The organism is Streptomyces sp. NPDC014727 (assembly GCF_043083485.1).
GTDB lineage: Bacteria > Actinomycetota > Actinomycetes > Streptomycetales > Streptomycetaceae > Streptomyces.
This window is the reverse complement of record NZ_JBIBYR010000015.1, coordinates 1-23,363: the sequence shown is the minus strand read 5'-3', so window position 1 is coordinate 23,363 and position 23,363 is coordinate 1. Positions and strand designations below refer to the sequence as shown.

Genomic DNA, 23,363 nt, shown 5'->3' with positions numbered 1-23,363 from the left:
TCAGGGGCGTACTTGCCGCAAAGGGGCGTGCCCGGTCGGTGCCCCGACTACATTCGGTGTGACGAGGGGAACAGGGCTGGGGGTCGTATGACGAAGAACGCACCACCCCGCTGGGACCGCAAGATGCAGCAGCGGCTGGCACGCGGCGAGGCGGCCGCTCTCGGCGAGCTCTACGACCGGTTCGCCTCCCTCGTGCACAGCCAGGCCCACCGGATGCTCGACGACGAGACCGCCGCCGACCTCGTGACCCGCGAGGTCTTCGGTTACGTGTGGGAGAACCCGAACGCCTACGACCCGCAGCAGGGTTCGATGCGGTCCTGGGTGGCCCGGCTCACACACCGCCAGTCCGTGCGCCGGCTGTGCGAGGAGGACACCGCGCGGGGCGGTGCGGACGGGGAGGACGGGGCCGCGCCCCCCGACGACCTGGAGGAGCGGGTGCGCCGGGCCACGGCCGCCGCCCGTGCCGACTACATCGTCGCGTCCATGCCCGCCCCGCTGCGGGCCGCGCTGGAGCTCGCGTACGTGCAACGCCGGGACTGCCGGCAGACCGCGGCCGACCTCGGGGTCACCGAGGACGAGGCCCGCCGCCGGCTCCGGCTCGGACTGCAACTGCTCTCCACCGCGCACACCCGCCCGCTGGAGGGGTCGTCGCCACCCGGATACGGACGGCATCTGTGACCGGTGACGACGACGCGGACGGCCGTGAGGGGGAAGGGCGCGACGACGACGTGCGGGGCGCGCCGCGCATACCGGGACCGCGAACCGCAGCGGACGACCTCGATCTCGACGCCCTGCCTGTGCCGCCGACCGTGCCCTCACCCGTGCTCCCGACCCTGCCCGGGGAATCCCGGCCGGCCCCGCAACCGACGACACCGGAACCGGAATCTGCCGTGGCACCACCGGAACCATCGGACCCGTCCGCCGCACCGGCCCCGGTGCTCTCCCATAGCGTCCTCAAGGCCCTCCTCGGCGCCTGGGCCCTGGCCGCCTGCTCGGCGGCGGAGACCGAGGCCGTCGAGGCACATCTGACCGAGTGCGCGGCCTGTGCGGACGAGGCCCTGCGGCTGCGCGACGCGGTCGGCCTGCTGCAGACCGACCGCAGCCTGGATCTCGATCCGGCGCTGCGTTCCCGGGTGATCGAGACCTGTCTGAGCCGCCGCCCGGCCAGGATCCCGGTGCCGGACTGGGCCGCCCCGTACGACGCGGAGACCGCGCGGCTCGACGCGCTGCTGCGTGACATCGGCGCCTCGGAGTGGCACGCCCCGGTGCGGCTGAAGTGGTTCGAGGAGGAGCAGGAGGCCAGACGCAAGACGACGGTCGCGGGCGTCATCGGCCATCTCATGGCCGTCGACGGGCTGGTCGGTACCGCCCTCGGCCTCGACGTACCGCTCGGCGAAGGCGTCATGGGCCGGGGTGACGAGTGGCCGCTCTCCCCCACCGCGCGCACGGAGAAGCACTGGTCCGCCTCCCGGCGGCCACCCACCCGCACGATCCGCGAACCGTGGCGGGACCAGAGCCACGCCCTCATCCGTACGGTGTCCTTCGCCGGCCGCGGCGTCGCCGAGCTCTCCGTCTCGTACGGGGACTTCGCCCTTCCGATGCACGACTCCCTGCTGGACCGGGCCTTCGAGTGCTGGGTGCACGGCGGTGACATCGCGCAGGCGGTGGACTATCCGTACGAAGCGCCGTCCGCCGCCCATCTCAACCGGATGGTCGACCTGGCCGCCCGGCTCCTCCCGGCCGCCCTCGCCGAGCGCCGCAGATCCGGTCTCGCCGGGCCCGCCCGCCATCTGGTGCCGGCCGGTTCACCGGGCCGTTCGCTGCATCTGGAGGTCGAGGGTTCGGGCGGCGGGGACTGGTACATCCCGCTGGACTCCCCGGCCGCGGTCGGCTCGCCCGCGCACACGGTGGCGCAGGTCGCGCTGGACGGCGTCGAGTTCTGCCGGCTCGTGGCCGGGCACGTGTCCCCGGTGGAGGCGGCGGCCGGCCAGGAGGGGGACCGTGAGGCGATCCGCGACGTGCTCTGTGCCGCGGCGTCCTTGAGCCGCCTCTAGTGCCCGCGTCGGGAGGGCTTCAGGAGAAGATCACCGTACGGCGGCCGTTGAGCAGGATGCGGCGCTCCGCATGCCACTTCACCGCCCGCGCCAGCGCCCGGCACTCCACATCGCGGCCGATGGCGACCAGCTGGTCCGGCGTGACGTCGTGGCCCACCCGCTCGACCTCCTGCTCGATGATCGGCCCCTCGTCGAGATCCGCGGTCACATAGTGCGCCGTCGCACCGATCAGCTTCACACCACGGGCGTGCGCCTGGTGATACGGCTTGGCGCCCTTGAAACTCGGCAGGAACGAGTGGTGGATGTTGATGATCCGGCCGCTCAGCTGCTTGCACAGATCGTCCGAGAGGACCTGCATGTAGCGGGCCAGGACGACCAGCTCGACATTCTCCTCGCGAACGAACTCCAGCAGCTCCGCCTCCGCTTCGGCCTTGTTCTCCTTGGTCACCGGGATGTGCCGGAAGGGGATGCCGTACGAGCCGACGAGCTCGGCGAAGTCCGTGTGGTTGGAGACGACGGCGGCGATCTCGATCGGCAGCGCCCCGATCCGGGAGCGGAACAGCAGGTCGTTGAGGCAGTGGCCGAATCTGCTGACCATCAGCACGATCCGCATCCGCTCCGAGGCGCGGTGGATCTGCCAGTCCATCCGGAAGGAGTCGCCGATCGCGGCGAAGCTGGCCCGCAGCTTCTCCACGGTGACCGGGCTGTCCGCGGAGAAGTGGACGCGCATGAAGAACAGGCCCGTGTCGTGGTCGCCGAACTGCTGGCTGTCCTCGATGTTGCAGCCGGTCATGAAGAGATAACTCGACACGGCGTGCACGATGCCCTGTTTGTCCGGGCAGGAGAGCGTGAGGACGTACTGGTCGTGGGTGGTCTCAGCAGGCTGCGGCTCGGTCATTCCCGTAGCGTGCCACACCGGACCGGTCTCAGGCCGTCCTGGTCATGATGCGGAGCACGTCCAGGGAGCGCGGCGGGGTGTCCGGGTCCTCGCCGTCGTGGGTGGCGAGCAGCACATGGGCCTCGCGTGCGGCCCGTACGGCCTCCGGCCAGCCGTGGTGTTCCAGATACGCCGAAACGGGTGCATCCGCACCGACCTGGTGCATGATGCGCAGCACCCGGAGCACGGCGACATCGACCAGGGCGGACTCGTTGGCGTCGCGGAAGATCGTCCCGACGTACTTCTCGGCGGACCAGTTGTCCAGCCAGGTGTCCTCGACCAGGCGGTACACGGCGTCGGTGACGTCGCCGTACCCCTCCCGGCCGACCAGCCAGCACTCGTGATGGAAGACGGGGTCGGAGAGCATGTGCAGCGCCGAGCGCACGTTGCTGCGCCAGCGCCACCAAGGCATGTCATTCAGCGGCATGCCGCCCATGGTGGAGGAGCGACGGCCGCGACGGGAAGTGTTCTCCGAACCTTGCTGCACGGTTGTCGATCGTACGTTCCCTTTCCGGCTCCTCGCACAGGCCCCTGTCATTCACCCGGATGTCACCGTGCGTTGCACTGAGCACACAGCGGCGTTACCCCACGGGCGGAAACGTTCATGCCCATGACCGGACGGCGACGCCTCACTTCCCCCCGCTCCTACAAGTTCCTCACAAGTACGGCGGCGGTCGGGGCGTTGCTGGTCACCGGCTGCGGTGTGCTCCCTGGTGCGTCGGGGGACTCCAGGGAGCCCCTCACCGTGGTGACCTGGGCGCCCGGCGGCAAGAGCGGGCCGGACACGGTGAACATGGCGGGCATGACCGCCATGGCGCGCGCGTACGCCCGCTGGGTCAACGGCGACGGCGGGCTCGACGGACACAAGCTGCGCGTCGTCACCTGCGACGAGTCGGACACCTCGGCCGGCGCGGCGAACTGCGCCCGGCGGGCCGTCAAGGAGAAGGCGGCGGCGGTCGTCGGCTCGTACAGCCGCCACGGGTCGTCCTTCATGGCGCCGCTGGAGAACGCCGGGATCCCGTACATCGGCGGATACGGAGCCACGGACGAGGAGTTCAGCAGCTACAGCTCCTACCCCGTCAACGGCGGCCAGGCGGCGCTGCTCGCGGGCAACGCCCGTCAGCTGGCGCGCACCTGCGCACGGGTGTCCGTGGTGCGGCCCGACACCCTGGGCGGCGACGGCCAGTCCTGGCTCCTCAACACCGGTCTCACCGAGGCCGGGCGGCCCCGGCCCGCCGACATCCGGGCGGCGGAGACGGCGACTTCGTACGACGACGCCGCCGGGCGGGCGCTCCAGCAGGCGGGGCCGGTCGACGGCTGTGTGACGGCCGTGCTGGGAGACAGCACGGAGACGTTCTTCGACTCCTTCCGCAGGCTCGCACCGTCCTACGGGAACGTACGGATCTCATCCGTCCTCGGCAGCGTCGGGCAGCCGCTGATCGACAGCACCGGCGGCCGGAACAGTCCGTTCGAGGGGGCGTACCTCACCGGCTGGTACCCGGACTCGGGCGACGCCCGCTGGGACCGGATGCGGGAGGTGATCCGTAAGCACGCCTTCGGCGACAACCGGATCGACCCGGCCGACACGGGCGTCCAGACCACGTGGGTCGCGTACACCGCGCTGAACGAGCTCGTGAAGGCGATCGACGCCCCACGGATCACCGCCGGGAAGCTCGTCTCCGCCCTCAACCACGGCACCCCGGTCGACACCGGCGGCCTCACACCGGTGCTGCGCTGGCGCTTCGACGACATGATCGGCTCGTCGGCGTATCCACGGATCGTGAACAGCAAGGTGACGTTCCAGGTGGTGCGCAACGGACGGCTCGTCGCCGACACGAAGGGCTTCGTGGACGTCGCGAAGACGCTGTCGGACGCCAGCGCGAAGGGGTGAGACACCGGGGGCGGGGGTTCCGCCCCCGGCGTCTCACCCCTTGATCTCCGAAGGGTCCGGATTCCCCGTCAGAGCTGGGTCGCCTCCCGCCGGGTCAGCCCGTACTTCGACGCGATCGAGTTCCACAGCCCCGACGCCTCGCGCTTCGCCTTGCTCGCCTCGCCGCTCTGGGCGGTGGCCTGCTGCGTCTCGGACGTCGTACGGGCCGTGCCGTGCTTGCACATCTTCTTGCCGTGCTTGGCCTCTTCGGCCCACGCGGCGTAGTGGTCGTCGGCGGAGGCGGACGCCTGCCAGCCCTTGGTGAGGGAGGCGGTCAGCCGCTGGTGGTTCGGCAGCTTGTCGACGTTCAGCTCCTGGAGCCGGGTCACCAGATCGCGGCGCTGCTGGGCGGCGCCCTTCAGATCGGTCACGGCCTGGTCCAGATCCTTGCAGCTCTTGGTCTTCTCGACGGCCCCGATGACGGCGGCACGGCTGTTGTTGCTGTCCGCCAGCAGCTTGTCGAGCGCCTCGGCCTGCGGCTGCGCCGGATCGGCCGCGGTCTGTGTGGTGGGCTGGTCGGCGGACGGGCTCGCGGCGGCCACCGGCTGCTTGTTGTCCTTGTCCTCGTCGCCGCCGCTCATCAGGGCACCCGCGCCGAGACCGACGACGGCACAGCCGGCCACGACCGCCGCGATGAGCGTGACGTGCGCCCGCTTCTTGCGCTCCCCGCCCCGCCCCTGCGGCCCCTCGTCCACGGGCTGGTACTGGGGCTGCGGAGTCCGTGGTGCTTGTGGGGCGTGGTGGGCGCCCTGGTACTGCTGCGAGGGATCGAGCCGGGGCATCTGCTGGGTGGCGCCCGCGGGCTCGTCGTTACGGAACAGGTTGTCGAACTCGGCGGGCGGCTGCCGGTCGCCGGGAGCACCGGGCCTGATGTCGTACGGGGCCCCGCCGGGAACCGGCGGGATGAACTGGGTCGCCTCGGCGTCGCCGCCGGGCGCGGCCGGCGGCTGCTGGTACGGCTGCGGCTGCGGCGCTCCATGGCTGAGGAACTGGGTGGCCTCCGCGGGGCTCTCCGGCGGCAGCCCGCCCGGCGGCGGTCCGGCGGGCATCGGGGCGATGTACTGGGTGGCCTCCGCGTCGCCGCCCGTGCTCATGCCGGGCACGGCCTCCGGCGGCAGCGGCTGCGCATAAGACTGCTGGGGCTGCTGGGGCTGCTGGGGCTGCTGGGGCTGCATGGGAGGCAAGGGCTGGGCCTGCGGCTGCCCGTACTGCTGCGCCGGCTGGCCCTGGCCGTACTGGCCCTGCTCGTACTGGCCCTGCCCGTACTGGCCCTGGCCGTACTGGCCCTGCCCCTGTGCCTGTGCCTGTGGGTGCGACGAGGCGTCCTGGTGCGCCGCCTGCGGCCCCCACGGCTGCCCCCACGGCTGGCCGCCCGCCGGGGCGGCCTGATCCGCGGGCCCCCCTGGTATCCAGGGCTCGCCGCCACCCGCGGGCAGCACGACACCTTCGTGCGCGGGCCGTACAGCAGGAAGCTGCTGCTCGTCACCCTGTCCGCTCTGCGTCACCGGGACTCCTACGTGTCAACCTACGGAATCGTCGGCTCACGCTATCGGGTGGTCGTGGCCGTTCGCCAAGCGCGTGTTGTCAGTCACCACCCCTTCACAAGACGCGGTGACACCCGGCGCCCCCCGGACGCGGTCGAGCGGGCACCCGGACGCGGCTCGTCGGCACGGCCCGCGATCACGCCGCCTGGAGCTCCAGCCGCGCACCGAACTCCCGCACCGCAGACTCGTCCCCGTAGGGCATCAGGCGCTGCTGCAGATCGTCGAGATACTCCGCACCCCGGCTGGAGCGCACCGACCCCAGCAGTTCCATGGCCCGGGTCCCCGTGTGGCAGGCCTGTTCGATCTCGCGCAACTGGACCTGGGCCGTGGCGAGGAGCACCAGACCGATGCCGCGGCGGCGGGTCCGGGACTCCGGATGTCCGTCCAGGGACTCCTTCGCCCGCCGTGCGGCCGCCTCTGCCTGGCCGAGGTCGCGGTGGCAGTGCGCCAGCTCGTCGGCGAGATAGGCGTGGTCGAAGTGGGCGATCCAGTCGGGGTCGTCCCCGGTGTCCGGCTCGACGTGCTCCATGGCCGCCAGCGCCCGGCCCGTCACGGCCTGGCAGGTTCGGGCGTCGCCGAGCAGGGCGTGTCCGCGCGCCTCCGCCGCGTAGAACATCGCCTCCGCCCGCGGGGTGACCCGGCCACGCGCCCCCTCCTGCGCGGCCCGTGCCAGCTGGGCGATCTCGCGCGGATTGCCGAGCTGCGCGGCGAGATGACTCATCGACGCGGCCAGTACGTAGCCTCCGTACGCCCGGTCGCCCGCCGCCTGGGCCAGGCGCAGCGCCTGGATGTAGTAGCGCTGGGCGAGCCCCGGCTGGCCTGTGTCGACCGCCATGTACCCGCCGAGTTCGGTGAGCCGCGCCACTGCCGCGAACAGCTGCCGGCCGACCGATTCGCGGTACGCCCCCGACAACAGCCCGGAGACCACGCTGTTCAGGTAATGGACGAGGACCGGCCGCACATGTCCGCTGCCGAACCGGTGGTCGAGGTCGACCAGCGCGGTCGTCATCGCCCGCACCGCCTCCACGTCCGACATCCCGACGCGGGCCCCGGCGCCCCGCGCCACCTGTGGGTCGGCGCCGGTGATCAGCCAGTCGCGGCTGGGCTCGACCAGCGCCGACGAGGCGACCGTCGATCCGGACAGGAAGTCCCGGCGGCCGACATCGCTGCGCCACAGCTCGCAGACCTGCTCGATCGCGCCGATCACGGTCGGGGCGAACTGCAGGCCGACGCCGGACGCCAGGTTCTTGCCGTTGGCCATGCCGATCTCGTCGATCGTGACCGTACGGCCGAGCTTGCGGCCGAGCGCCTCGGCGATGATTCCCGGTGCCCTGCCGCGTGGTTGCTGTCCACGCAGCCAACGGGCCACGGAGGTCTTGTCGTATCGCAGGTCGAGCCCGCGCTCCGCGCCGACCATGTTGACGCGGCGGGCTAGGCCGGCGTTGGAGCACCCGGCTTCCTGAATGAGCGCCTGGAGCCGTTCGTTCGGCTGGCGGGCGACGAGAGGCCTGGCTGCCATGTTTCCCCCTGAGGCCGCAGTGATCGATGAGCGGATCACTGCCCGGCAATTACACGGAAAATGCGCACATTCATCGTGATCGTCACGTCCGTCGTGTTCCTTGCCATTCATGTCGGCATATGACAGAGGCCGACCGTTCCGGAGCTACCCGTAGGGGGCTACCCGCCCGGCCCGGCACCACCTCACGCGCGCCCCCGCCCATGCATCCATGCGCCCCGCGTGCCGGATCGGTACGCCGTGACCGCGCCCGGCACGCCCGTAACCCCGGTTGATGGCGGCAGTTGTGAAGTTCGTGGAAGAGCCCATCGGAGTCGAAGAGCCCGACAAAGTCACGGAAGCCGCGAAGCTCCCCGGACAGCGGGGCGAGGAACTGCTCGACGCCGCGGTGCGGTACGCGGAGGAGCGGCACTGGGACGTGTGCCCCGGCACCTGGCTGAAGGCGGTGGAGGGGGTCGAGGAGTGCTCGTGCGGCAAGGCGGGCTGCGCCTCCCCCGGCGCCCATCCCACCGGACCGGACTGGGCGGGCCGGGCGACCGGCAGCGGCGCCGCGGTCCGCCGGATGTGGTCCGAGCACCCGGGGGCGTCGATCCTGTTGCCCATCGGCCGTACCTTCGACGCGATCGAGGTACCGGAGACCGCCGGCTTCCTCGCACTGGCCCGGATCGAGCGGATGGGCCTGCCGCTCGGGCCCGTCACCCGCACTCCCGACCGGCGGATGTTCTTCCTCGTCCTGCCCGGCGCGGCGGCCGAGGTGGACGGGCTCGTAAGCAAGTTGGGCCGGCGGGCCGACGCCATCGACCTCGTCGGCCGCGGTGAGGGCCACTGCCTGACGGGGCCGCCGAGCCGGGTCGGCGGGCGCGGTGCGGTGCAGTGGGTCCGCCGCCCCAGCCCCGCCAACCGGTGGCTGCCGGACGTGGAGGAACTCATCGGCCCGCTCGCCTACGCCTGCGTGAGGGAAACAGCCGACGCACGGGCACGCCTCTTGTAGGGGGTGCTTTCGTAGAGTGTCCCCATACACGGGGACACCGAAAGGCAGTGCATCATGCGGGACCGGACAGAGACCGACCGGGCCATAGGGGCGGGCGAAGCGGCAGCGGCGGGTGGAGCGCCGGTGGCGCCACCCGCCGTTCGCGTACAGGGACTGTGGAAGCGGTTCGGGGAGCAGACGGCGGTCGCCGGGATCGATCTGGAGCTGCCCGCGGGCAAGTTCATCGGTCTGGTGGGACCCAACGGTGCGGGCAAGACCACCACGCTGTCGATGGTCACCGGACTGCTCCGCCCCGACCACGGGCTGATCGAGGTCGGCGGCCACGACGTGTGGCGCGACCCGGTCGAGGTGAAGTCCAGGATCGGCGTGCTCCCGGAAGGGCTGCGGCTCTTCGAACGCCTCTCGGGGCGCGAACTCCTCGCGTACACCGGCAGATTGCGCGGGCTGCCGGGCGCCGAGGTCGACAAGCGGGCCACCCAGCTCCTCGACGTGCTCGGTCTGGCGGGCGCCCAGCACAAACTGGTCGTCGACTACTCGACCGGCATGCGCAAGAAGATCGGACTCGCGGCGGCACTGCTGCACAACCCCGAAGTGCTCTTCCTGGACGAGCCGTTCGAGGGCGTCGACCCGGTGTCGGCGCAGACCATCCGCGAGGTGCTGGAGCGATACACCCACTCGGGGGCGACCGTCGTCTTCTCCAGCCATGTGATGGAACTCGTGGAGTCCCTCTGCGACTGGGTGGCCGTCATGGCCGCCGGCACGATCCGGGCGCAGGGCACCCTGGCCCAGGTACGCGGCGAGGCGTCCTCGCTGCAGAACGCCTTCCTCGAACTCGTCGGCGCGAACTCCCGGACCACCGACGACTCCCTGGACTGGTTGGGCGGCGACCGATGAGCGTGCTCGACACCCCCGCGGGGACCGTCCCCCGCCCGAGCGGCGGCGAGGGGCTCGTCCCCGTCTTCGTACGGCTCAAGCTGACCCTGCTGCGCAACGGGCTGCGGCAGTCGGCCGGCCGGCGGGCCGCGTACATCACCTCCATCGTCTTCACCCTGCTGGTCGCCGCGAGCCAGCTGATCGGGCTGATCGCGCTGCGCGGGCACGCCCATGTCGGCACCCTCGTCATCCTGATGACCGGGGTGCTGGCGGTCGGCTGGGCCGTGATGCCGCTGTTCTTCCCCAGCGGTGACGAGACGCTCGACCCGAGCCGGCTGGTCATGCTGCCGCTGCGGCCACGCCCGCTGATCGCGGCGCTGCTGACGGCGTCACTGGTCGGGATCGGCCCGCTGTTCACGCTCTGTCTGGCGGCCGGCTCGGCGTTCGCGGTGGCACGCGGGGCGGGCGGCGCGGTCTTCGCCGTGGTGGCCGCACCGCTCACGCTCGTGCTGTGCGTGGCACTGACACGGGCCGTGGCCACGGCCAACACCCGGCTGCTGACATCACGCAAGGGCCGCGATCTCGCGGTGCTCAGCGGACTGGTGATCGCGGTCGGCTTCCAGGTCGTCAACTTCGGTGCGCAGCGACTCGGTCAGGCGGGCGGTCTCTCCGCGCTCGAACCGGCCGCGGACGTGGTGCGCTGGCTGCCGCCCGCCTCGGCGATCGGGGCAGTCGACTCCGCGTCGCAGGGCTCGTACGGGCGGGCCGCCGTCCAGCTGCTGCTGTCCGTGGCGGGGCTGTTCGCGCTGTTGTGGCTGTGGCAGCGGAGTCTGGTGAAGCTGATGACGGCCCCGGACGGCTCGACTCTCTCCGCCGCCGGGACGAGCCGCGAGAAGGCCGGCAAGGGCGGCTCCAGGCTCACCGCGCTGCTGCCCGCCGGGCGTACCGGAACGGTGATGGAGCGCAGCCTGCGGTACATCGCGCGCGATCCGAAGACCAAGGCCGCCTGGGTCACGGCACTGGCGATCGGGCTGATCGTGCCACTGCTCAACGCGATGCAGGGCACCGGCTCGATCTACTTCGGCTGCTTCGCCGCCGGAATGCTCGGCATCCAGATGTACAACCAGTTCGGGCAGGACACCTCCGCGTTCTGGATGGTCGCGCTGACGATCTCCTCCACCCGGGACGCGTACCTCGAACTGCGGGCGCGGGCGCTGGCCTTGCTGCTGATCACGCTGCCGTACACGATCATGGTGATGGTGGTGACGGCGGCGGTTCTCGGCGACTGGGGTGCGCTGCCGGGAGCCATGGGGCTGTCGTTCGCCCTGCTGGGCGCGATGCTGGCGACGGGCTCCGTCGCCTCGGCGAACTTCCCGTACTCGATCCCGCAGGAGGGGGCGTTCAAGAATGTGGCGCCGGGGCAGGCCGGACTCGCCTGGATCTCGCTCTTCGGCGGCATGGTCTCCGCGTCGGTGCTCTGCGCGCCCGTGATCGTGGTGACGATCTGGCTGCACGTCGGCGACTTGGAGCAGTGGCTCTGGCTGCTGCTGCCCGCCGGGGCGGTGTACGGGGCGCTGATCTCCTGGGCGGGGCTGCGGATCGCCGCTCCCCGCACGGCGAAACGGCTCCCGGAGATCCTGGCGGCGGTCAGCAAGGGCTGAGAGCTGTTCGGAAAGGGCCTGTCACCCGGGCGAGTTCAGAAGTCGGGGGGCAGGCCCTTTTCGCACGTTTCACCACTTGCAGGAGTTACACGGATTACCTGAGCTGCTTGAGCTGCTTGAGCTGCTTGAGCTGCTTGAGCTGCTTGAGCTGCTTGAGCTGCTTGAGCTGCTTGAGCTGCTTGAGAAAACGGGCTCGCATCTACGGGGAGACGGGCTCGCGCTCCTCCTGGGGGTCCTCGGCGAACTGCTCCAGGAAGGGCTCGACCGCGGCCCGCCAGCCTTCCGGTTGGTCGTAGTGGACGAGATGACCTGCGTCGGCCACCTCCGCGTACTGCCCGCGCGGCAGTACGCGGACCATCTCCTGGGCCTCCGCCCGGCCCAGCTCGCCGTCGAGGCCGCGGAGCACCAGGGTCGGGCACCGGACCTGTGCCAGCTCCTCCCAGTGCGCGTCGAACACCCAGGTCGCGCGGGAGTGGAGCATCTGGCGGCGGGAGAAGACGGGACGCCAGCCGTCGGCCCGCTCGGCCATCACCTCGGCGAAGAACTCACCGCGGGCCGGGTTGGGCCGCTCCACCCAGGGATCGTCCTCGCCGAACCACTTCCGCACGTCGGAGAGCGTCGCGAACGGCACCGGCCAGGACGTGAACCAGTCCTCCCACTCGCGCTGGGAGGCCGCGCCGAGCGCGGAGGCCCGCATGTCGCAGATGATCAGCGCCCGGACGAGATCGGGGCGCTTCGCGGCGAGCTGCCAGGCGGTGAGCGCGCCCATCGCATGCCCGACGAGGGTGACGGGGCCGAGGCCGAGCTGCTCGATCGCCGTCTCGGCGTCGGTGACATACGCGTCACGGGTGTACGGGCCTTCGGCCGGCTTCTCGCTGCGGCCGTGCCCGCGCTGGTCGAGTCCGACGGCGCGGTGCCGCTCGGCGAGCCAGCGGATGGTCGGGGCCCAGTGCGAGGCCCGGCCCATCAGGCCGTGGAGCAATAAGACCCCGGGGACGCGCTCGCCCTCCGCACGCCCCTTGGGCGGGTCGGCGAACTCCCAGGCCGCGAGGCGTACGCCGTCGGTCCCGGTCACATCGATGCGCCGCACCATGTGTTCTGGCACCCCCTTCTGGTCCTCGATCACCGCTTGATCCCGCTCGATCACCGTGTGGTCGCGTCACACCAGGCTATCGAACCTTTATTCGAAAACCGGGTTCTGGCATCCAACACCCCTCGTTCGAGTGACCGGTCCCAAGGATTGACGGCGGTCGCGGAGGGGAGATCTTCTCCGGGAGGCGGGCCACTCGGGGATGAGGGCCCGTGGGGATCGACCTCGAGAGCTCGGGGCTCCGGGTCGAAGCAGGGGAGGACAGGCCCCGGCGCCGCATGGCGCCGGGGCCCTCTGCTGTTCGGAAACCGCCCGCAGGAGTCGGGCGAGCACCGACAGGGATCGCACAGATGCCGGCGGAGGCCGCACGGACGCGGGCAGCCGCCGCGGGAACACCGGCAAAGCCCGCGCGGCTCCCGATCGAGGTCGTAGCCGCGACAGCACCGGGCCCGTGGGCGGCCGGGACCACGGCGATCACCGTTCGATTCACGTGCCGGACATGCCGGACATGCCAGTACGACGGGCGCATGCGCCTGCTCCCTCCCCGACCGCGCGACCAGCTGGCCGACACTCTCAGGCATCCCTCAGCCACAGCCTGGCACGCGATCCGTCCGGGCGCTGCACTTCCGGACGGAAAAAGGGAAAGCGGACCGTGCGCTTCGACGTCTTCGACGGCACCCGGTCAGCGGCCGTCGCCGCCGCGACCGTCGGCGACGGCCGCGCGGCACACGTCAGCGCTTGGCCACGAACACATGCGAGGCGACCTCGGCATCCAGCTCCGCCGCCTCACCGCTGCTGCCGACCAGTACGCCACCGGGCGACTGGGTCACGCTGACCACGGAACCGGGCTGCACGCCCGCCCGCCGCAAGGTGTACATCAGCTGGGCGTCCGTCTGGATCGGCTCACCGATCCGGCGCACGACCACCGTCTTGCCCTCCGCGCCCGGGTCGAGCTCCGACAGGCTCACCATGCCCTCGTCGAGGAACGGGTCGGCCTCGGCCTTCTCGCCCAGCTCCTCCAGCCCAGGGATCGGATTCCCGTACGGGGACTCCGTCGGGTGACGCAGCAGCTCCAGCACCCGCCGCTCCACCGCCTCGCTCATCACGTGCTCCCAGCGGCACGCCTCGGCGTGGACCTGCTCCCACTCCAGGCCGATCACATCGACGAGCAGGCACTCGGCGAGCCGGTGCTTGCGCATGACACGGGTCGCCAGGCGGCGCCCCTCGTCGGTCAGCTCCAAGTGGCGGTCGCCCGCGACCTGCACCAAGCCGTCGCGCTCCATGCGCGCCACGGTCTGGCTGACCGTCGGACCGCTCTGGTCCAGCCGCTCCGCAATCCGGGCGCGCATGGGGACCACACCTTCCTCTTCGAGTTCGAGGATGGTGCGGAGATACATCTCCGTGGTGTCGATCAGTCCGGACATTCGTGCCCCTCGATGCTGTGACATGAAAACGTCGTAAGCGCTGCGCGCTGGCCCTGACCCAATTCTGACGCATACCGCCGACAACCGTGCCGTGCCGACCGGAGACCGGGCGGCGACCGGGCGGCGGAGCGGCGTGGGCGGTATTGACAGGTCACTGGTCCAGACCGCAACGTGATCCGCGACACGGACACCCCACCCCACCGGAAAGGGCCTCCTCGATGAGCGACAGCACGCTGGCCGGTCAGTTCTTCGACGCAGCGATCGGCCTGCTGGAGCGCGTGCGCGACGAGGAGTCCGGCACCATCGCGGCCGCCGGTGCCGCGATCGCCGACACGGTCGCCGCGGGCGGCCGGCTCTTCGCCTTCGGTGCCGGGCACTCCTCCCTCGCCGCGCAGGACGTCGTCTACCGGGCGGGCGGACTCGCCCTGATGAACCTGCTGGCCGTGCCGGGGACGGTGGGGGTCGACGTCATGCCGGCCACCCTGGGCTCGGCGCTGGAACGCGTCGACGGACTGGCGGGAGCGGTGCTCGACTCCAGCCCCGCCGAGGCGGGCGACGTCCTCGTGATCATCTCGCTCTCCGGGCGCAACGCGCTCCCCGTGGAGATGGCGATGAACGCGCGGGCGCTCGGCTTGAAGGTCATCGGCGTCACTTCGGTGGCGTACGCGGAGGGCACCCGGTCCCGGCACGTCTCGGGCGGCTTCCTGCGGGACCACTGCGACATCGTGCTCGACAGCAAGATCTCCATCGGCGACGCGGAACTGACCGTCGAGGGCATCGAGGCGCCGTTCGCGCCCGCGTCGACGGTGGTCACCAGTGCGGTGATGCAGGCGATGATGGCCGCCGCCGCGGAGCAGCTCGTGGCACGGGGGGTCGAGCCGCCGATGCTGCGTTCCGGGAACGTCGACGGCGGCCACGAATGGAACGGGCGCGTCATGACGGAGTACCGGGACCGGATCTTCTACCGCCGCTGATCGCGCCGGGCCGTCGGCCGCCCGCTACGGGCACGTCGGCAGCACGACCCGGACCGTCAGTCCGCCGCCCGGGTTCGCCGTCGCGCTCGCCTCGCCGCCGTGCGCCCTCGCGATCGACGCCACGATGGAGAGCCCCAGACCGGCCCCCTCACCGGGAGCGTGGCGGCGGGCCTGCGCCCGGCGGAAGGGCTCGAACAGCAGCGGCACGGTCGCCGGGTCCACCACCGGCCCGGAGTTGGCGACCTCCAGACCGCCCGGCCCCACCCGGGCCCGTACCGTCCCGCCGGGGTGGTTGTGGCGCAGCGCGTTGGCGACCAGGTTGTGCACGAGATGGCCCAGCAGGACCGGGTCGCCCTCGACCGACACCGGCCGGGCCTCCGCCTCGACGGTGATGGACCGTGCCTTCGCCTCCGCCTCCAGCGCCTCGGTCACCGTGGCCGCGGTCGTGTCCAGGCCGACCCGTTCGCGCCGCCGCAGGCCCTCGTCGGAAACCGCGAGGAGCAGCAGGCCCTCGATGAGCTGCTCGCTGTCGGCGGCGGTGTCGATGAGCTTGTCCCGGATCCAGGCGACCTTCTCGGGCGGCGGGTCGTCGGCGAGGCCGATCTCGGCTGCGGCCCGCTGCACGGCGAGCGGGGTGCGCAGCTCGTGGGCGGCGTTGGCGGCGAACCGCTGCCGGGCGGCGACCAGCTCCTCGATCCGGTCGAGCATCCCGTCGAAGGTGTCGGCCAGTTCCTTGAGCTCGCCGGGCGGGGCCTTCAGCGCGAGGCGTTCGTGCAGGTTGCTGCCGGAGAGCCGGCGGGCGCGGGCGGTGATGACGCCGACCGGCCGCAGCACCCGGCCCGCCATCCACCAGGCGAGCGCGACGGAGAGCGCCGAGTAGACGGCGAGGGAGACCCCGGAGACCGTCAGCAGCTGGTTGAGCGCGGCGTCCCCGGCCGCGGTGGTGACCCTCTTGGCCACCGCGTACTGCCCGGGTTCCATGACCACGGTCTGCGCCCAGTCCGACGACGGCGGCTCGGGCGTGGAGGCCACGCCCGACCGGACGGCGGGGGCGGTGGCCCCGTCGGGGACCGCCGGGGCCACCGCGGTCAGCACACTGGCATAGAGGCGCTCGCTGACCAGCAGGTAGACCAGCCCCATAAGCAGGGCGCCGGCCAGCACCAGCAGTCCGCCGTACAGCGCGGTGAGCCGGGCGCGCTCGCTCCTCACCGGCTCTCCCCCGGCCGGTCCGCGGAGCCGCCGTCCGGCTGGTCCGCCGGCCCGTTCACCGGTCCGGTCGCGGGGCCGTGGTCCCCCGGCCCGTCAGCGAGGCCGTCCCCGATGCGGTAGCCGGCCCCCGGGACCGTCTCGATCACCGGGGGCGCGCCCAGTTTGGCGCGTAGCTTGGACAGGGTGACCCGGACCGCGTTGGTGCGGTAGCTGGTGTCCTCCTCCCACACCTCCTCGATCAGGTCGTCGCCGCTGACGACCGCGCCCTCGGCCCGCAGCAGGGTCTCCAGCACGGCGAACTCCTTGCGGGAGAGCGAGAGGTAGCGGCCGTCGCGGCAGACCTGGCGGCGGGCGGTGTCCAGCGTCAGCCCGGCCCGTTCCAGGACCGGCGGGAGAGCGGGGCGGGCACGGCGGCCGAGCGCCAGGACCCGGGCGAGGAGTTCGTCGTACGCGAACGGCTTGGTCAGGTAGTCGTCGGCGCCGAGCCCGAGGCCGGCCACCCGGTCCCGTACCGTCCCGGACGCGGTGAGCATCAGGATCCGGGTCAGCAGGCGCATGCCGACGACCCGCCGGCACACCTCGTCGCCGTGCAGCCCCGGCAGATCGCGGTCGAGGATCATCACGTCGTACGCGCCGAACCGAAGCCGGTCCAGCGCCGCCCGGCCGTCGGGGGCGATGTCCACCGCGACGGCGTCGCGGCGCAGCCCCTCGGCGATCATCCCTGCCAGGAATTCCTCGTCCTCCACCACCAGCACACGCATGAGTCCTGTGTAACCCAAAGCGATGTTTCGTCGGTGTAAGCATCCGGGCTGAGAGAAACGAAACCGCGTCCTCACGCAGGCTCAAGCCGTACGTATCCGGCCTGTCAGCAACGGACGAGGAGTCCTCATGAACCCGGTCATTTCCCGCCGGACCACCTCCCGCACACAGAGCCGCGGCGTCGTCGCCGCCTGCCTGATGGCCGCCGCCGTCGTCCTGTCGGCCACCGCCTGCTCGGGCGACGGCGGCGGAAGCGGAACCAAGAGCGGCGGATCCGCTTCGGGCACCAAGAAGACGGACGAGGACCAGGCCCTGGAGCACCGCAAGTGCCTGCGGGAGCACGGCTTGGACGTCGCGGAGCCGAAGCCGGGCGAGGACGGCCGCGCAATGACCGTCAACGGCGGCGGCAAGAGCAAGGAGACCATGGAGAAGGCGTTCAAGGCCTGCCAGGACAAATCGGTCGGCGGCAAGCCCAAGGAGATCACCCAGGCCCAGAAGGACAAGATGCTCGCCTTCGCCCGGTGCATGCGCAAGAACGGCATCGACATGCCCGACCCGAAGTTCGACGGCGGGATGGCGCAGGCGCCCGCGATGCAGCAGAAGGACATGAAGAAGTTCGAAAAGGCCAACGCGGCGTGCGAAAGCGCCGGGCGGTGAGGCGCGGACGCGTCATGGTGGCCGCCGCGGCGGTCCTCACCGTGGCGGCCGGGTCACTGGCTCTCACCCAGTTCGGCTCTGCCGGGGAGACGGGCGGCCCGAGGAACACCGGGCTGCCCCCGGCCACCGCCTCGGTCGAGCGCCGCGACCTGCGCGACAGCGCCCAGGCGGACGGAACGCTCGGCTACGACAAGCAGCGCAAGGTCAACGCGGGCGCGGCAGGCACCATGACCTGGACCCCGCACACCGGCTCGACCGTCAAGCGGAACGAGCGGCTGTACGAGGTCGACGGCCGGGCGGTGTGGCTGATGTACGGCTCGGGGCCGATGTACCGGACTCTGAAGCCCGGCGACCGGGGCCGGGACGTGGAGCAGCTGGAGCGCAACCTCGCGGAGCTCGGCTACACCGGCTTCACCCCGGACGACGAGTACACCGAGCTGACCGCGGCCGCCGTCAAGCGTTGGCAGAAGTCCCACGACAGAGAGCGGACCGGAACGGTGGGGCCGCAGGACATCGCCTTCTCCCCGGCGGAGGTCCGGATCAAGAGCGTCGAGGCAGCCGTCGGCGAACTGGCCCAGCCCGGCGCTCCGGTCCTCACCACGACCGGCTCCGAGCGCATCGTGACGTTCGAGCTCGACGTCGCCGAGACCCAGCTCGCCAAGGCGGGCACCAAGGTCAGCGTGGATCTGCCGGACGGCAGCAGCGCGGCCGGGTCGGTCTCCTCGGTCGGCCGGACGGCGAAGCCCGGCAAGGACCCGCAGGACAACAGCCCCAAGGTCACCCTGACCGTCTCCTTCGACAAGCCGGACAAGGTCGGCGGCTTCGACCAGGCGCCGGTCACGGTGAACCTGACCGGCGAAGTGCGCAAGGACGTCCTCAGCGTCCCGGTGAACGCGCTGCTCGCGCTGCCCGGCGGCGGCTTCGGCCTCCAGGTCGTCCAGGACGGCACGGTCCGCGACGTGAAGGTCGAGCTCGGCATGTTCGCCGAGGGCCGGGTCGAGGTGTCCGGCGGCGGGCTGCGCAAGGGCATGAAGGTCGGGGTGCCGAAGATATGAACACGGTCGTCGGCCTCAGGGGCGTCACCAAGGAGTATCCGGGCCCGGTCGCCGCCCTGCGCGGGGTGGACCTCACCGTCGAGGAGGGCGAACTCCTCGGCATCGTCGGCCCGTCCGGCTCCGGCAAGTCCACGCTGCTGCACATCATCGGCACCCTGGACCGCCCCACCGCCGGGTCGGTCCACATCACGGGGCACGACGTGGCGGCGCTCTCCGACCGCAGGCTCTCCGCGCTGCGTGCCCAGCACGTCGGCTTCGTCTTCCAGGCGTTCCACCTGGTGCCGGGCGTCAGCGCCCGCGACAACGTCGCGGAGGGCCTGCTGTACTCGGGCCTCTCCCGTGCCGTACGCCGCCGCAAAGCCGCCGCCGCGCTGGAGCGGGTCGGGCTCGCCGACCGACTCGACCACAAGCCGCACCAGCTCTCCGGCGGACAGAAACAGCGGGTCGCCATCGCGCGGGCCGTCGTGGGGGAACCCGCGCTGCTGCTGGCCGACGAACCGACCGGGGCGCTCGACTCGGCGTCCGGGGAAGCGGTGATGAAGCTGCTGCGCGACCTCAACCGGGAGGGCGCCACCATCGCGGTCATCACGCACGACACCGAGATCGCCCGGGACCTGCCGCGCGAGGTGCGCATCCGGGACGGCCAAGTGGTCGCGGACGTACGCAACCCGTCCGCGGACGTACGCGATCAGTCCCCGGGCATGCGCGATCCGTCCACGGATGTGCGCAACATCTCCGGAAACGGCCGCTCCCCCGCCCCGACGGGAGCGGACCAGTGAGGGCGCGGCGCGCGGGCCGCGGAGCCGACGGCCGGGGGCGGCTCAAAGCAGCCCGGCTCGGCCCCCGGGACGTGCTGCACGTCGGCTCGGCAGGACTGCGCAGCCGGCCGATGCGGGTCGTGCTCTCCGCCCTGGGCATCGCCATCGGCATCGCGACGATGATCTCGGTGGTGGGCATCTCCGCCTCCAGCCAGGCCCAGCTGCTCCGGGAACTCGACAAGCTGGGCACCAACCTGCTCGTGGCCTCCCCCGGCGATTCGATGTTCGCCGGGCAGGACGTCAAGCTGCCCGAGGACGCCGTCGGGATGGTGGGCCGCATCAAGGGCGTCCAGGAAGTGGGCGCGACCGCCGACCTCGACACGACCGCACGCCGCAACGAGAAGATCGACAAGGACGACACGGGCGGGATCGTCGTCAAGGCGACCACCGGCGACCTGCTGCGGGTGCTGCGCGGCGAGGTCCACAGCGGCAGCTGGCTCAACAACGCGACCGGACGCTACCCCTCCGTCGTGCTCGGCCATGTCTCCGCGGAGCGTCTCGGCATCACCGCTCCGGGCCGGCAGGTGTGGATAGGCAACCGGTACTTCACCGTGGTCGGCATCCTCGCCCCGCTGCCGCTCGCCCCGGAGATCGAACGCTCCGCGCTGGTCGGCTGGGAGGGTGCGAAGCGCCTGCTGGGCTTCGAGGGCCACCCGACCTCGGTGTACGAGCGCTCGGCCGACGCGGCGGTGCAGGACGTGCGCAAGGTCATGGCGGCGACGGTCGACCCGCAGAACCCGCAGAACGTGAAGGTCACCGACCCGTCGTCGGCGCTCCAGGCCAAGGCGGCGACCGAGGGGGCATTCAGCAGCATGCTGCTGGGCCTGGGCGGCATCGCGCTGCTCGTCGGCGGCGTCGGGGTCGCCAACACCATGATCATCTCGGTGCTGGAGCGGCGGTACGAGATCGGGCTGCGCCGCTCGCTCGGCGCGACCCGGGGCCAGATCCGCATCCAGTTCGTCACGGAGTCGCTGATGCTCTCCGGCCTGGGCGGCCTGGCGGGTGTGTCGCTCGGCGCGGCGACGACCGGGGTGTACGCCTACTCCGGCGGGCTGCCCTGGGTGGTGCCACCGTGGGCGGTCGGCGGCGGCTTCGGCGCGACTCTGGTGATCGGCACGATCGCGGGCCTCTACCCGGCGGTGCGGGCGTCCCGTCTCTCACCGACGCTGGCGCTGCACGCGGCGTGAGACTCGGCCCCCGGCCCGGGGGGGGGGGGGGGGGGGGGGGGGGGGGGGGGGCGCCCGCCCCCCCCCCCCCCCCCCCCCCCCCCCCGTCCCGTCCCAGCCCGTCTCAGCCCGCCGGCTCGACAGAAGGCTCGGCCCCGGCAGCGGCGGAGACACCGCTCCCTTCGCCCCCGCCGCTCTCCGCCACCCGGCTGCCGCCCCCGGAGTCCGCCCCGCTCTCGCCCGGCAGATTGCGCATCAGCAGCCAGTACCCGAGCGCGGCCCCGGTCCCCAGGACGGCGCAGGTGCCCCACAGCCAAGCCGCCCCGAAGCGGTCGATCACCACACCCGACATCAGCGGTGCGACCAGCGCCGCCGCGGACCAGGACATCGTGTACATCCCTTGATAGCGGCCGCGGCCCTGGGCGGGCGAGAGCCGGACCACGAGACCGGTCTGGACGGGCGCGTTGACGATCTCGGCGACCGTCCAGACGCAGATGGTCAGCGCGTACACGGCGACCGACCCGGCGAAGGCGGTGAGCCCGAATCCGTACCCCGCCAGCAGCGACGACACGATGAGCAGCCGACGCGGATCGCGGTGCTGAATGAATCGGGTGACCGGGATCTGGAGCACCACGATCAGCACACCGTTGACGGCGACGGCGGTGCCGAAGTCGGAGCTGGAGAACCCGTCCGCCCCCATGGCCACCGGCAGCCCCACGTACCCCTGCTGAAAGATCAGCGCGATCACGAAGGACAGCCCGACGACGCTCATGAACCGGCCGTCACGCAGCACCGTGGAGAGCCGGACCTCGTCCGCGTCGACGACCGCACGGCCGGGCACCACCGCCGCCTTCTCGGGCCGCGACTCGGGCACCTTCATGAAGACGACGAAGGCGCAGACCAACGTCATCGCGGCCTCGCCGAGGAACCCGGCGAGATAGCTGTACTCGGCGACGAACCCGGCCCCGGCGGAGGAGACGGCGAAGCCGAGGTTGATCGCCCAGTAGTTGAGCGAGAAGGCCCGTACCCGGTCCTCGGGCCGGACGATGTCGGCCATCATCGCCTGCACGGCGGGCCGCGAGGCGTTGCTGGCCATGCCGACGACGAAGGCGACGGCCGCGATGGCCACCGGATGGACCATGAACCCGAGGACGGCCACGGACACGGCGGTGGAGCTCTGCGCGATGAGCATGGTGGGCCGACGGCCGAGCCGGTCGGTCATCACCCCCGCCCCGAGCGAGGAGACGACCCCGCCGAGCCCGTGCAGCGCGGCGACCAGACCGGCGTACGAGGCGGAGTAGCCCCGGTCCAGGGTCAGGTACAGCGCCATGAACGTGGCGACGAACCCACCGAGGCGGTTGACCAGCGTGCTCGTCCACAGCCACCAGAACTCCCTGGGGAGACCGGACACGGACTCGCGTGCGGCCCGTCTGAGACCGGCGACAGACATACGGGATCCCCCCAGGGAAGTACGGAACGAGCACCGCCGGTAAGAGGCCCGATGGCTGTCCGAACATTACGAATCCCGGATCGCGGTCCGCCAGTCAATTGACGCCGCCCGTCAATCGTCCCTGGCCCCGGGCCTGTGACACGGCTCACCCACCTCACCCGTGCGCGGCCCGTCCGCCCTGTGACCGGCCCGCGCAGCGCCCATAGGGCTTCGATTACGCTCGGGCTCATGGCCGACGCACCGTACAAGCTGATCCTCCTCCGCCACGGCGAGAGCGAATGGAACGCGAAGAACTTGTTCACCGGTTGGGTGGACGTCAACCTCACGGAGAAGGGTGAGAAGGAGGCAGTCCGTGGCGGTGAGCTGATCAAGGACGCCGGTCTGCTCCCCGATGTCCTGCACACCTCCCTCCAGAAGCGCGCCATCCGCACCGCGCAGCTCGCGCTAGAAGCCGCGGACCGCCACTGGATCCCCGTCCACCGCTCCTGGCGGCTGAACGAGCGCCACTACGGCGCCCTGCAGGGCAAGGACAAGGCGCAGACACTCGCCGAGTTCGGCGAGGAGCAGTTCATGCTGTGGCGCCGCTCGTACGACACCCCGCCGCCCGCCCTGGAGGACGGCACCGAGTTCTCGCAGAGCGACGACCCGCGCTACGCGACGATCCCGCCGGAGCTGCGCCCGCGCACCGAGTGCCTCAAGGACGTCGTGGTCCGCATGCTGCCGTACTGGTACGACGGCATCGTCCCGGACCTCCTGGCCGGCCGCACGGTCCTGGTCGCCGCCCACGGCAACAGCCTCCGAGCCCTGGTCAAGCACCTCGACGGCATCTCCGACGCCGACATCGCGGGCCTGAACATCCCGACCGGCATCCCGCTCGCCTACGAGCTGGACGCCGACTTCCGCCCGATCAAGCCGGGCGGCACCTACCTCGACCCGGACGCGGCGAAGGCCGCGATCGAGGCCGTGAAGAACCAGGGCAAGAAGAAGTAGGCGCCCACGCATACGAGGGCCCGGCGGTAGGCAGCGCGGGTGAAGGAGCGGGGCTGGGGTGCGTGCATCGCAAGGCGGAGGATTGAATCAACGCGTAGCGTTGGTGATTGACGACAACGCCGCGAGGTGCGTGCCCCGGCCCCGCGAAGCCTACTTCCGGGTCCTCTAAGCTTGATCTTTAAGGCTGCTACTCGGCCCCGCCGCGTCGAGATATATCCGTTTTGCGCTGTTTCTTGCCGACTGGGTGGCGGGGTGCGGGGGTGGA

The 23,363-nt window shown here is 71.6% G+C and carries 21 protein-coding genes; 12 read left to right on the top strand and 9 right to left on the bottom strand.

Translation table 11 applies throughout. The annotated features are described in order from the left end of the window. Positions 1-87: 87 nt before the first annotated feature. On the top strand, positions 88-678 hold the full coding sequence (locus ACF1B9_RS23110; RefSeq protein WP_391738600.1) for an RNA polymerase sigma factor: 591 nt from the start codon (positions 88-90) through the stop codon (positions 676-678). Next, entirely contained in the window at positions 675-2,054 is a 1,380-nt protein-coding gene (locus tag ACF1B9_RS23105; RefSeq protein ID WP_391738599.1) for a zf-HC2 domain-containing protein, read from the top strand. The genes ACF1B9_RS23110 and ACF1B9_RS23105 overlap by 4 nt, the downstream gene beginning before the upstream one ends. 19 nt (positions 2,055-2,073) lie before the next feature. Here the strand turns inward: ACF1B9_RS23105 and purU are convergent, their stop codons facing one another. After that, positions 2,074-2,952: a formyltetrahydrofolate deformylase gene (gene purU, locus ACF1B9_RS23100; RefSeq protein ID WP_391738597.1), complete on the bottom strand. Its 879-nt coding sequence runs from the start codon at positions 2,950-2,952 to the stop codon at positions 2,074-2,076. A gap of 28 nt (positions 2,953-2,980) precedes the next feature. After that, positions 2,981-3,427 carry a hypothetical protein gene (locus ACF1B9_RS23095; protein ID WP_391739305.1) on the bottom strand — a complete coding sequence of 149 codons (447 nt, stop codon included), beginning with the start codon at positions 3,425-3,427 and terminating at the stop codon, positions 2,981-2,983. 174 nt (positions 3,428-3,601) lie between these two features. On the opposite strand from ACF1B9_RS23095, the gene ACF1B9_RS23090 reads away from it, so the two are divergent. Further along, positions 3,602-4,882, top strand: a complete 1,281-nt coding sequence (locus tag ACF1B9_RS23090; protein ID WP_391738596.1) for an ABC transporter substrate-binding protein — start codon at positions 3,602-3,604, stop codon at positions 4,880-4,882. Between the two features lie 68 nt (positions 4,883-4,950). On the opposite strand, the gene ACF1B9_RS23085 is transcribed toward ACF1B9_RS23090, so the two are convergent. Together ACF1B9_RS23085 and ACF1B9_RS23080 are read right to left on the bottom strand one after the other, a co-directional pair. Further along, positions 4,951-6,426: a hypothetical protein gene (locus ACF1B9_RS23085; RefSeq protein ID WP_391738595.1), complete on the bottom strand. Its 1,476-nt coding sequence runs from the start codon at positions 6,424-6,426 to the stop codon at positions 4,951-4,953. A gap of 175 nt (positions 6,427-6,601) precedes the next feature. Next, on the bottom strand, positions 6,602-7,984 hold the full coding sequence (locus tag ACF1B9_RS23080) for a transcriptional regulator (protein WP_351072465.1): 1,383 nt from the start codon (positions 7,982-7,984) through the stop codon (positions 6,602-6,604). A 271-nt stretch (positions 7,985-8,255) separates the two neighbouring features. Here ACF1B9_RS23080 and ACF1B9_RS23075 point away from each other — a divergent pair, with 271 nt between their 5' ends. From ACF1B9_RS23075 to ACF1B9_RS23065, 3 genes are read left to right on the top strand one after another with little or no spacing between them, the layout of a single operon-like run. Next, positions 8,256-8,972 carry a bifunctional DNA primase/polymerase gene (locus tag ACF1B9_RS23075; RefSeq protein WP_391738594.1) on the top strand — a complete coding sequence of 239 codons (717 nt, stop codon included), beginning with the start codon at positions 8,256-8,258 and terminating at the stop codon, positions 8,970-8,972. A gap of 54 nt (positions 8,973-9,026) precedes the next feature. Beyond that, positions 9,027-9,866: an ABC transporter ATP-binding protein gene (locus ACF1B9_RS23070; RefSeq protein ID WP_391738593.1), complete on the top strand. Its 840-nt coding sequence runs from the start codon at positions 9,027-9,029 to the stop codon at positions 9,864-9,866. Then, positions 9,863-11,506 (top strand): transporter, encoded by a 1,644-nt coding sequence (locus ACF1B9_RS23065; protein ID WP_391738592.1) that lies wholly within the window; start codon positions 9,863-9,865, stop codon positions 11,504-11,506. The genes ACF1B9_RS23070 and ACF1B9_RS23065 overlap by 4 nt, the downstream gene beginning before the upstream one ends. A gap of 199 nt (positions 11,507-11,705) precedes the next feature. Here the strand turns inward: ACF1B9_RS23065 and ACF1B9_RS23060 are convergent, their stop codons facing one another. Beyond that, positions 11,706-12,599, bottom strand: coding sequence for an alpha/beta fold hydrolase (locus ACF1B9_RS23060; protein ID WP_391739304.1), 894 nt, complete (start codon positions 12,597-12,599; stop codon positions 11,706-11,708). A gap of 728 nt (positions 12,600-13,327) precedes the next feature. Then, positions 13,328-14,020, bottom strand: a complete 693-nt coding sequence (locus tag ACF1B9_RS23055) for a metal-dependent transcriptional regulator (RefSeq protein ID WP_351072457.1) — start codon at positions 14,018-14,020, stop codon at positions 13,328-13,330. A 218-nt stretch (positions 14,021-14,238) separates the two neighbouring features. On the opposite strand from ACF1B9_RS23055, the gene ACF1B9_RS23050 reads away from it, so the two are divergent. Beyond that, positions 14,239-14,994, top strand: coding sequence for an SIS domain-containing protein (locus tag ACF1B9_RS23050; RefSeq protein ID WP_391738590.1), 756 nt, complete (start codon positions 14,239-14,241; stop codon positions 14,992-14,994). Positions 14,995-15,018: 24 nt separating this feature from the next. On the opposite strand, the gene ACF1B9_RS23045 is transcribed toward ACF1B9_RS23050, so the two are convergent. Continuing rightward, a complete protein-coding gene (locus ACF1B9_RS23045; protein WP_391738589.1) occupies positions 15,019-16,203 on the bottom strand; it encodes a sensor histidine kinase in 1,185 nt (394 codons plus the stop codon). Beyond that, a complete protein-coding gene (locus tag ACF1B9_RS23040; RefSeq protein WP_391738587.1) occupies positions 16,200-16,964 on the bottom strand; it encodes a response regulator transcription factor in 765 nt (254 codons plus the stop codon). The genes ACF1B9_RS23045 and ACF1B9_RS23040 overlap by 4 nt, the downstream gene beginning before the upstream one ends. 127 nt (positions 16,965-17,091) lie before the next feature. Here ACF1B9_RS23040 and ACF1B9_RS23035 point away from each other — a divergent pair, with 127 nt between their 5' ends. Genes ACF1B9_RS23035 through ACF1B9_RS23020 form a run of 4 tightly spaced genes read left to right on the top strand, consistent with a single transcriptional unit; the run spans position 17,092 to position 20,679 of the window. Continuing rightward, a complete protein-coding gene (locus ACF1B9_RS23035) occupies positions 17,092-17,619 on the top strand; it encodes a hypothetical protein (RefSeq protein ID WP_391738586.1) in 528 nt (175 codons plus the stop codon). A gap of 14 nt (positions 17,620-17,633) precedes the next feature. Then, on the top strand, positions 17,634-18,674 hold the full coding sequence (locus tag ACF1B9_RS23030; RefSeq protein ID WP_391738585.1) for a peptidoglycan-binding protein: 1,041 nt from the start codon (positions 17,634-17,636) through the stop codon (positions 18,672-18,674). Further along, positions 18,671-19,453 carry an ABC transporter ATP-binding protein gene (locus tag ACF1B9_RS23025; RefSeq protein WP_391738583.1) on the top strand — a complete coding sequence of 261 codons (783 nt, stop codon included), beginning with the start codon at positions 18,671-18,673 and terminating at the stop codon, positions 19,451-19,453. Before ACF1B9_RS23030 ends, ACF1B9_RS23025 begins: the two co-directional genes overlap by 4 nt. Further along, the gene (locus ACF1B9_RS23020) at positions 19,450-20,679 is read left to right on the top strand and encodes an ABC transporter permease (RefSeq protein ID WP_391738581.1); all 1,230 of its coding nucleotides are present in this window, start codon (positions 19,450-19,452) and stop codon (positions 20,677-20,679) included. The genes ACF1B9_RS23025 and ACF1B9_RS23020 overlap by 4 nt, the downstream gene beginning before the upstream one ends. A gap of 103 nt (positions 20,680-20,782) precedes the next feature. Here the strand turns inward: ACF1B9_RS23020 and ACF1B9_RS23015 are convergent, their stop codons facing one another. After that, complete coding sequence (locus tag ACF1B9_RS23015) at positions 20,783-22,108, bottom strand: MDR family MFS transporter (RefSeq protein WP_391745821.1); 1,326 nt, start codon at positions 22,106-22,108, stop codon at positions 20,783-20,785. 228 nt (positions 22,109-22,336) lie between these two features. Between ACF1B9_RS23015 and ACF1B9_RS23010 the strand changes: the two genes are divergently transcribed. Continuing rightward, the gene (locus tag ACF1B9_RS23010; RefSeq protein ID WP_391745819.1) at positions 22,337-23,098 is read left to right on the top strand and encodes a phosphoglyceromutase; all 762 of its coding nucleotides are present in this window, start codon (positions 22,337-22,339) and stop codon (positions 23,096-23,098) included. Positions 23,099-23,363: the final 265 nt, after the last annotated feature.

Coding starts and splice junctions, on each gene's coding strand:
- ACF1B9_RS23090 (WP_391738596.1), top strand. CDS start 3,602: ATGACCGGACGGCGACGCCTCACTTCCCCCCGCTCCTACAAGTTCCTC.
- ACF1B9_RS23095 (WP_391739305.1), bottom strand. CDS start 3,427: ATGGGCGGCATGCCGCTGAATGACATGCCTTGGTGGCGCTGGCGCAGC.
- ACF1B9_RS23050 (WP_391738590.1), top strand. CDS start 14,239: ATGAGCGACAGCACGCTGGCCGGTCAGTTCTTCGACGCAGCGATCGGC.
- ACF1B9_RS23010 (WP_391745819.1), top strand. CDS start 22,337: ATGGCCGACGCACCGTACAAGCTGATCCTCCTCCGCCACGGCGAGAGC.
- ACF1B9_RS23040 (WP_391738587.1), bottom strand. CDS start 16,964: ATGCGTGTGCTGGTGGTGGAGGACGAGGAATTCCTGGCAGGGATGATC.
- ACF1B9_RS23035 (WP_391738586.1), top strand. CDS start 17,092: ATGAACCCGGTCATTTCCCGCCGGACCACCTCCCGCACACAGAGCCGC.
- ACF1B9_RS23055 (WP_351072457.1), bottom strand. CDS start 14,020: ATGTCCGGACTGATCGACACCACGGAGATGTATCTCCGCACCATCCTC.
- ACF1B9_RS23080 (WP_351072465.1), bottom strand. CDS start 7,984: ATGGCAGCCAGGCCTCTCGTCGCCCGCCAGCCGAACGAACGGCTCCAG.
- ACF1B9_RS23025 (WP_391738583.1), top strand. CDS start 18,671: ATGAACACGGTCGTCGGCCTCAGGGGCGTCACCAAGGAGTATCCGGGC.
- ACF1B9_RS23065 (WP_391738592.1), top strand. CDS start 9,863: ATGAGCGTGCTCGACACCCCCGCGGGGACCGTCCCCCGCCCGAGCGGC.
- ACF1B9_RS23075 (WP_391738594.1), top strand. CDS start 8,256: ATGGCGGCAGTTGTGAAGTTCGTGGAAGAGCCCATCGGAGTCGAAGAG.
- ACF1B9_RS23060 (WP_391739304.1), bottom strand. CDS start 12,599: ATGGTGCGGCGCATCGATGTGACCGGGACCGACGGCGTACGCCTCGCG.
- ACF1B9_RS23070 (WP_391738593.1), top strand. CDS start 9,027: ATGCGGGACCGGACAGAGACCGACCGGGCCATAGGGGCGGGCGAAGCG.
- purU (WP_391738597.1), bottom strand. CDS start 2,952: ATGACCGAGCCGCAGCCTGCTGAGACCACCCACGACCAGTACGTCCTC.
- ACF1B9_RS23030 (WP_391738585.1), top strand. CDS start 17,634: ATGGTGGCCGCCGCGGCGGTCCTCACCGTGGCGGCCGGGTCACTGGCT.
- ACF1B9_RS23015 (WP_391745821.1), bottom strand. CDS start 22,108: ATGTCTGTCGCCGGTCTCAGACGGGCCGCACGCGAGTCCGTGTCCGGT.
- ACF1B9_RS23110 (WP_391738600.1), top strand. CDS start 88: ATGACGAAGAACGCACCACCCCGCTGGGACCGCAAGATGCAGCAGCGG.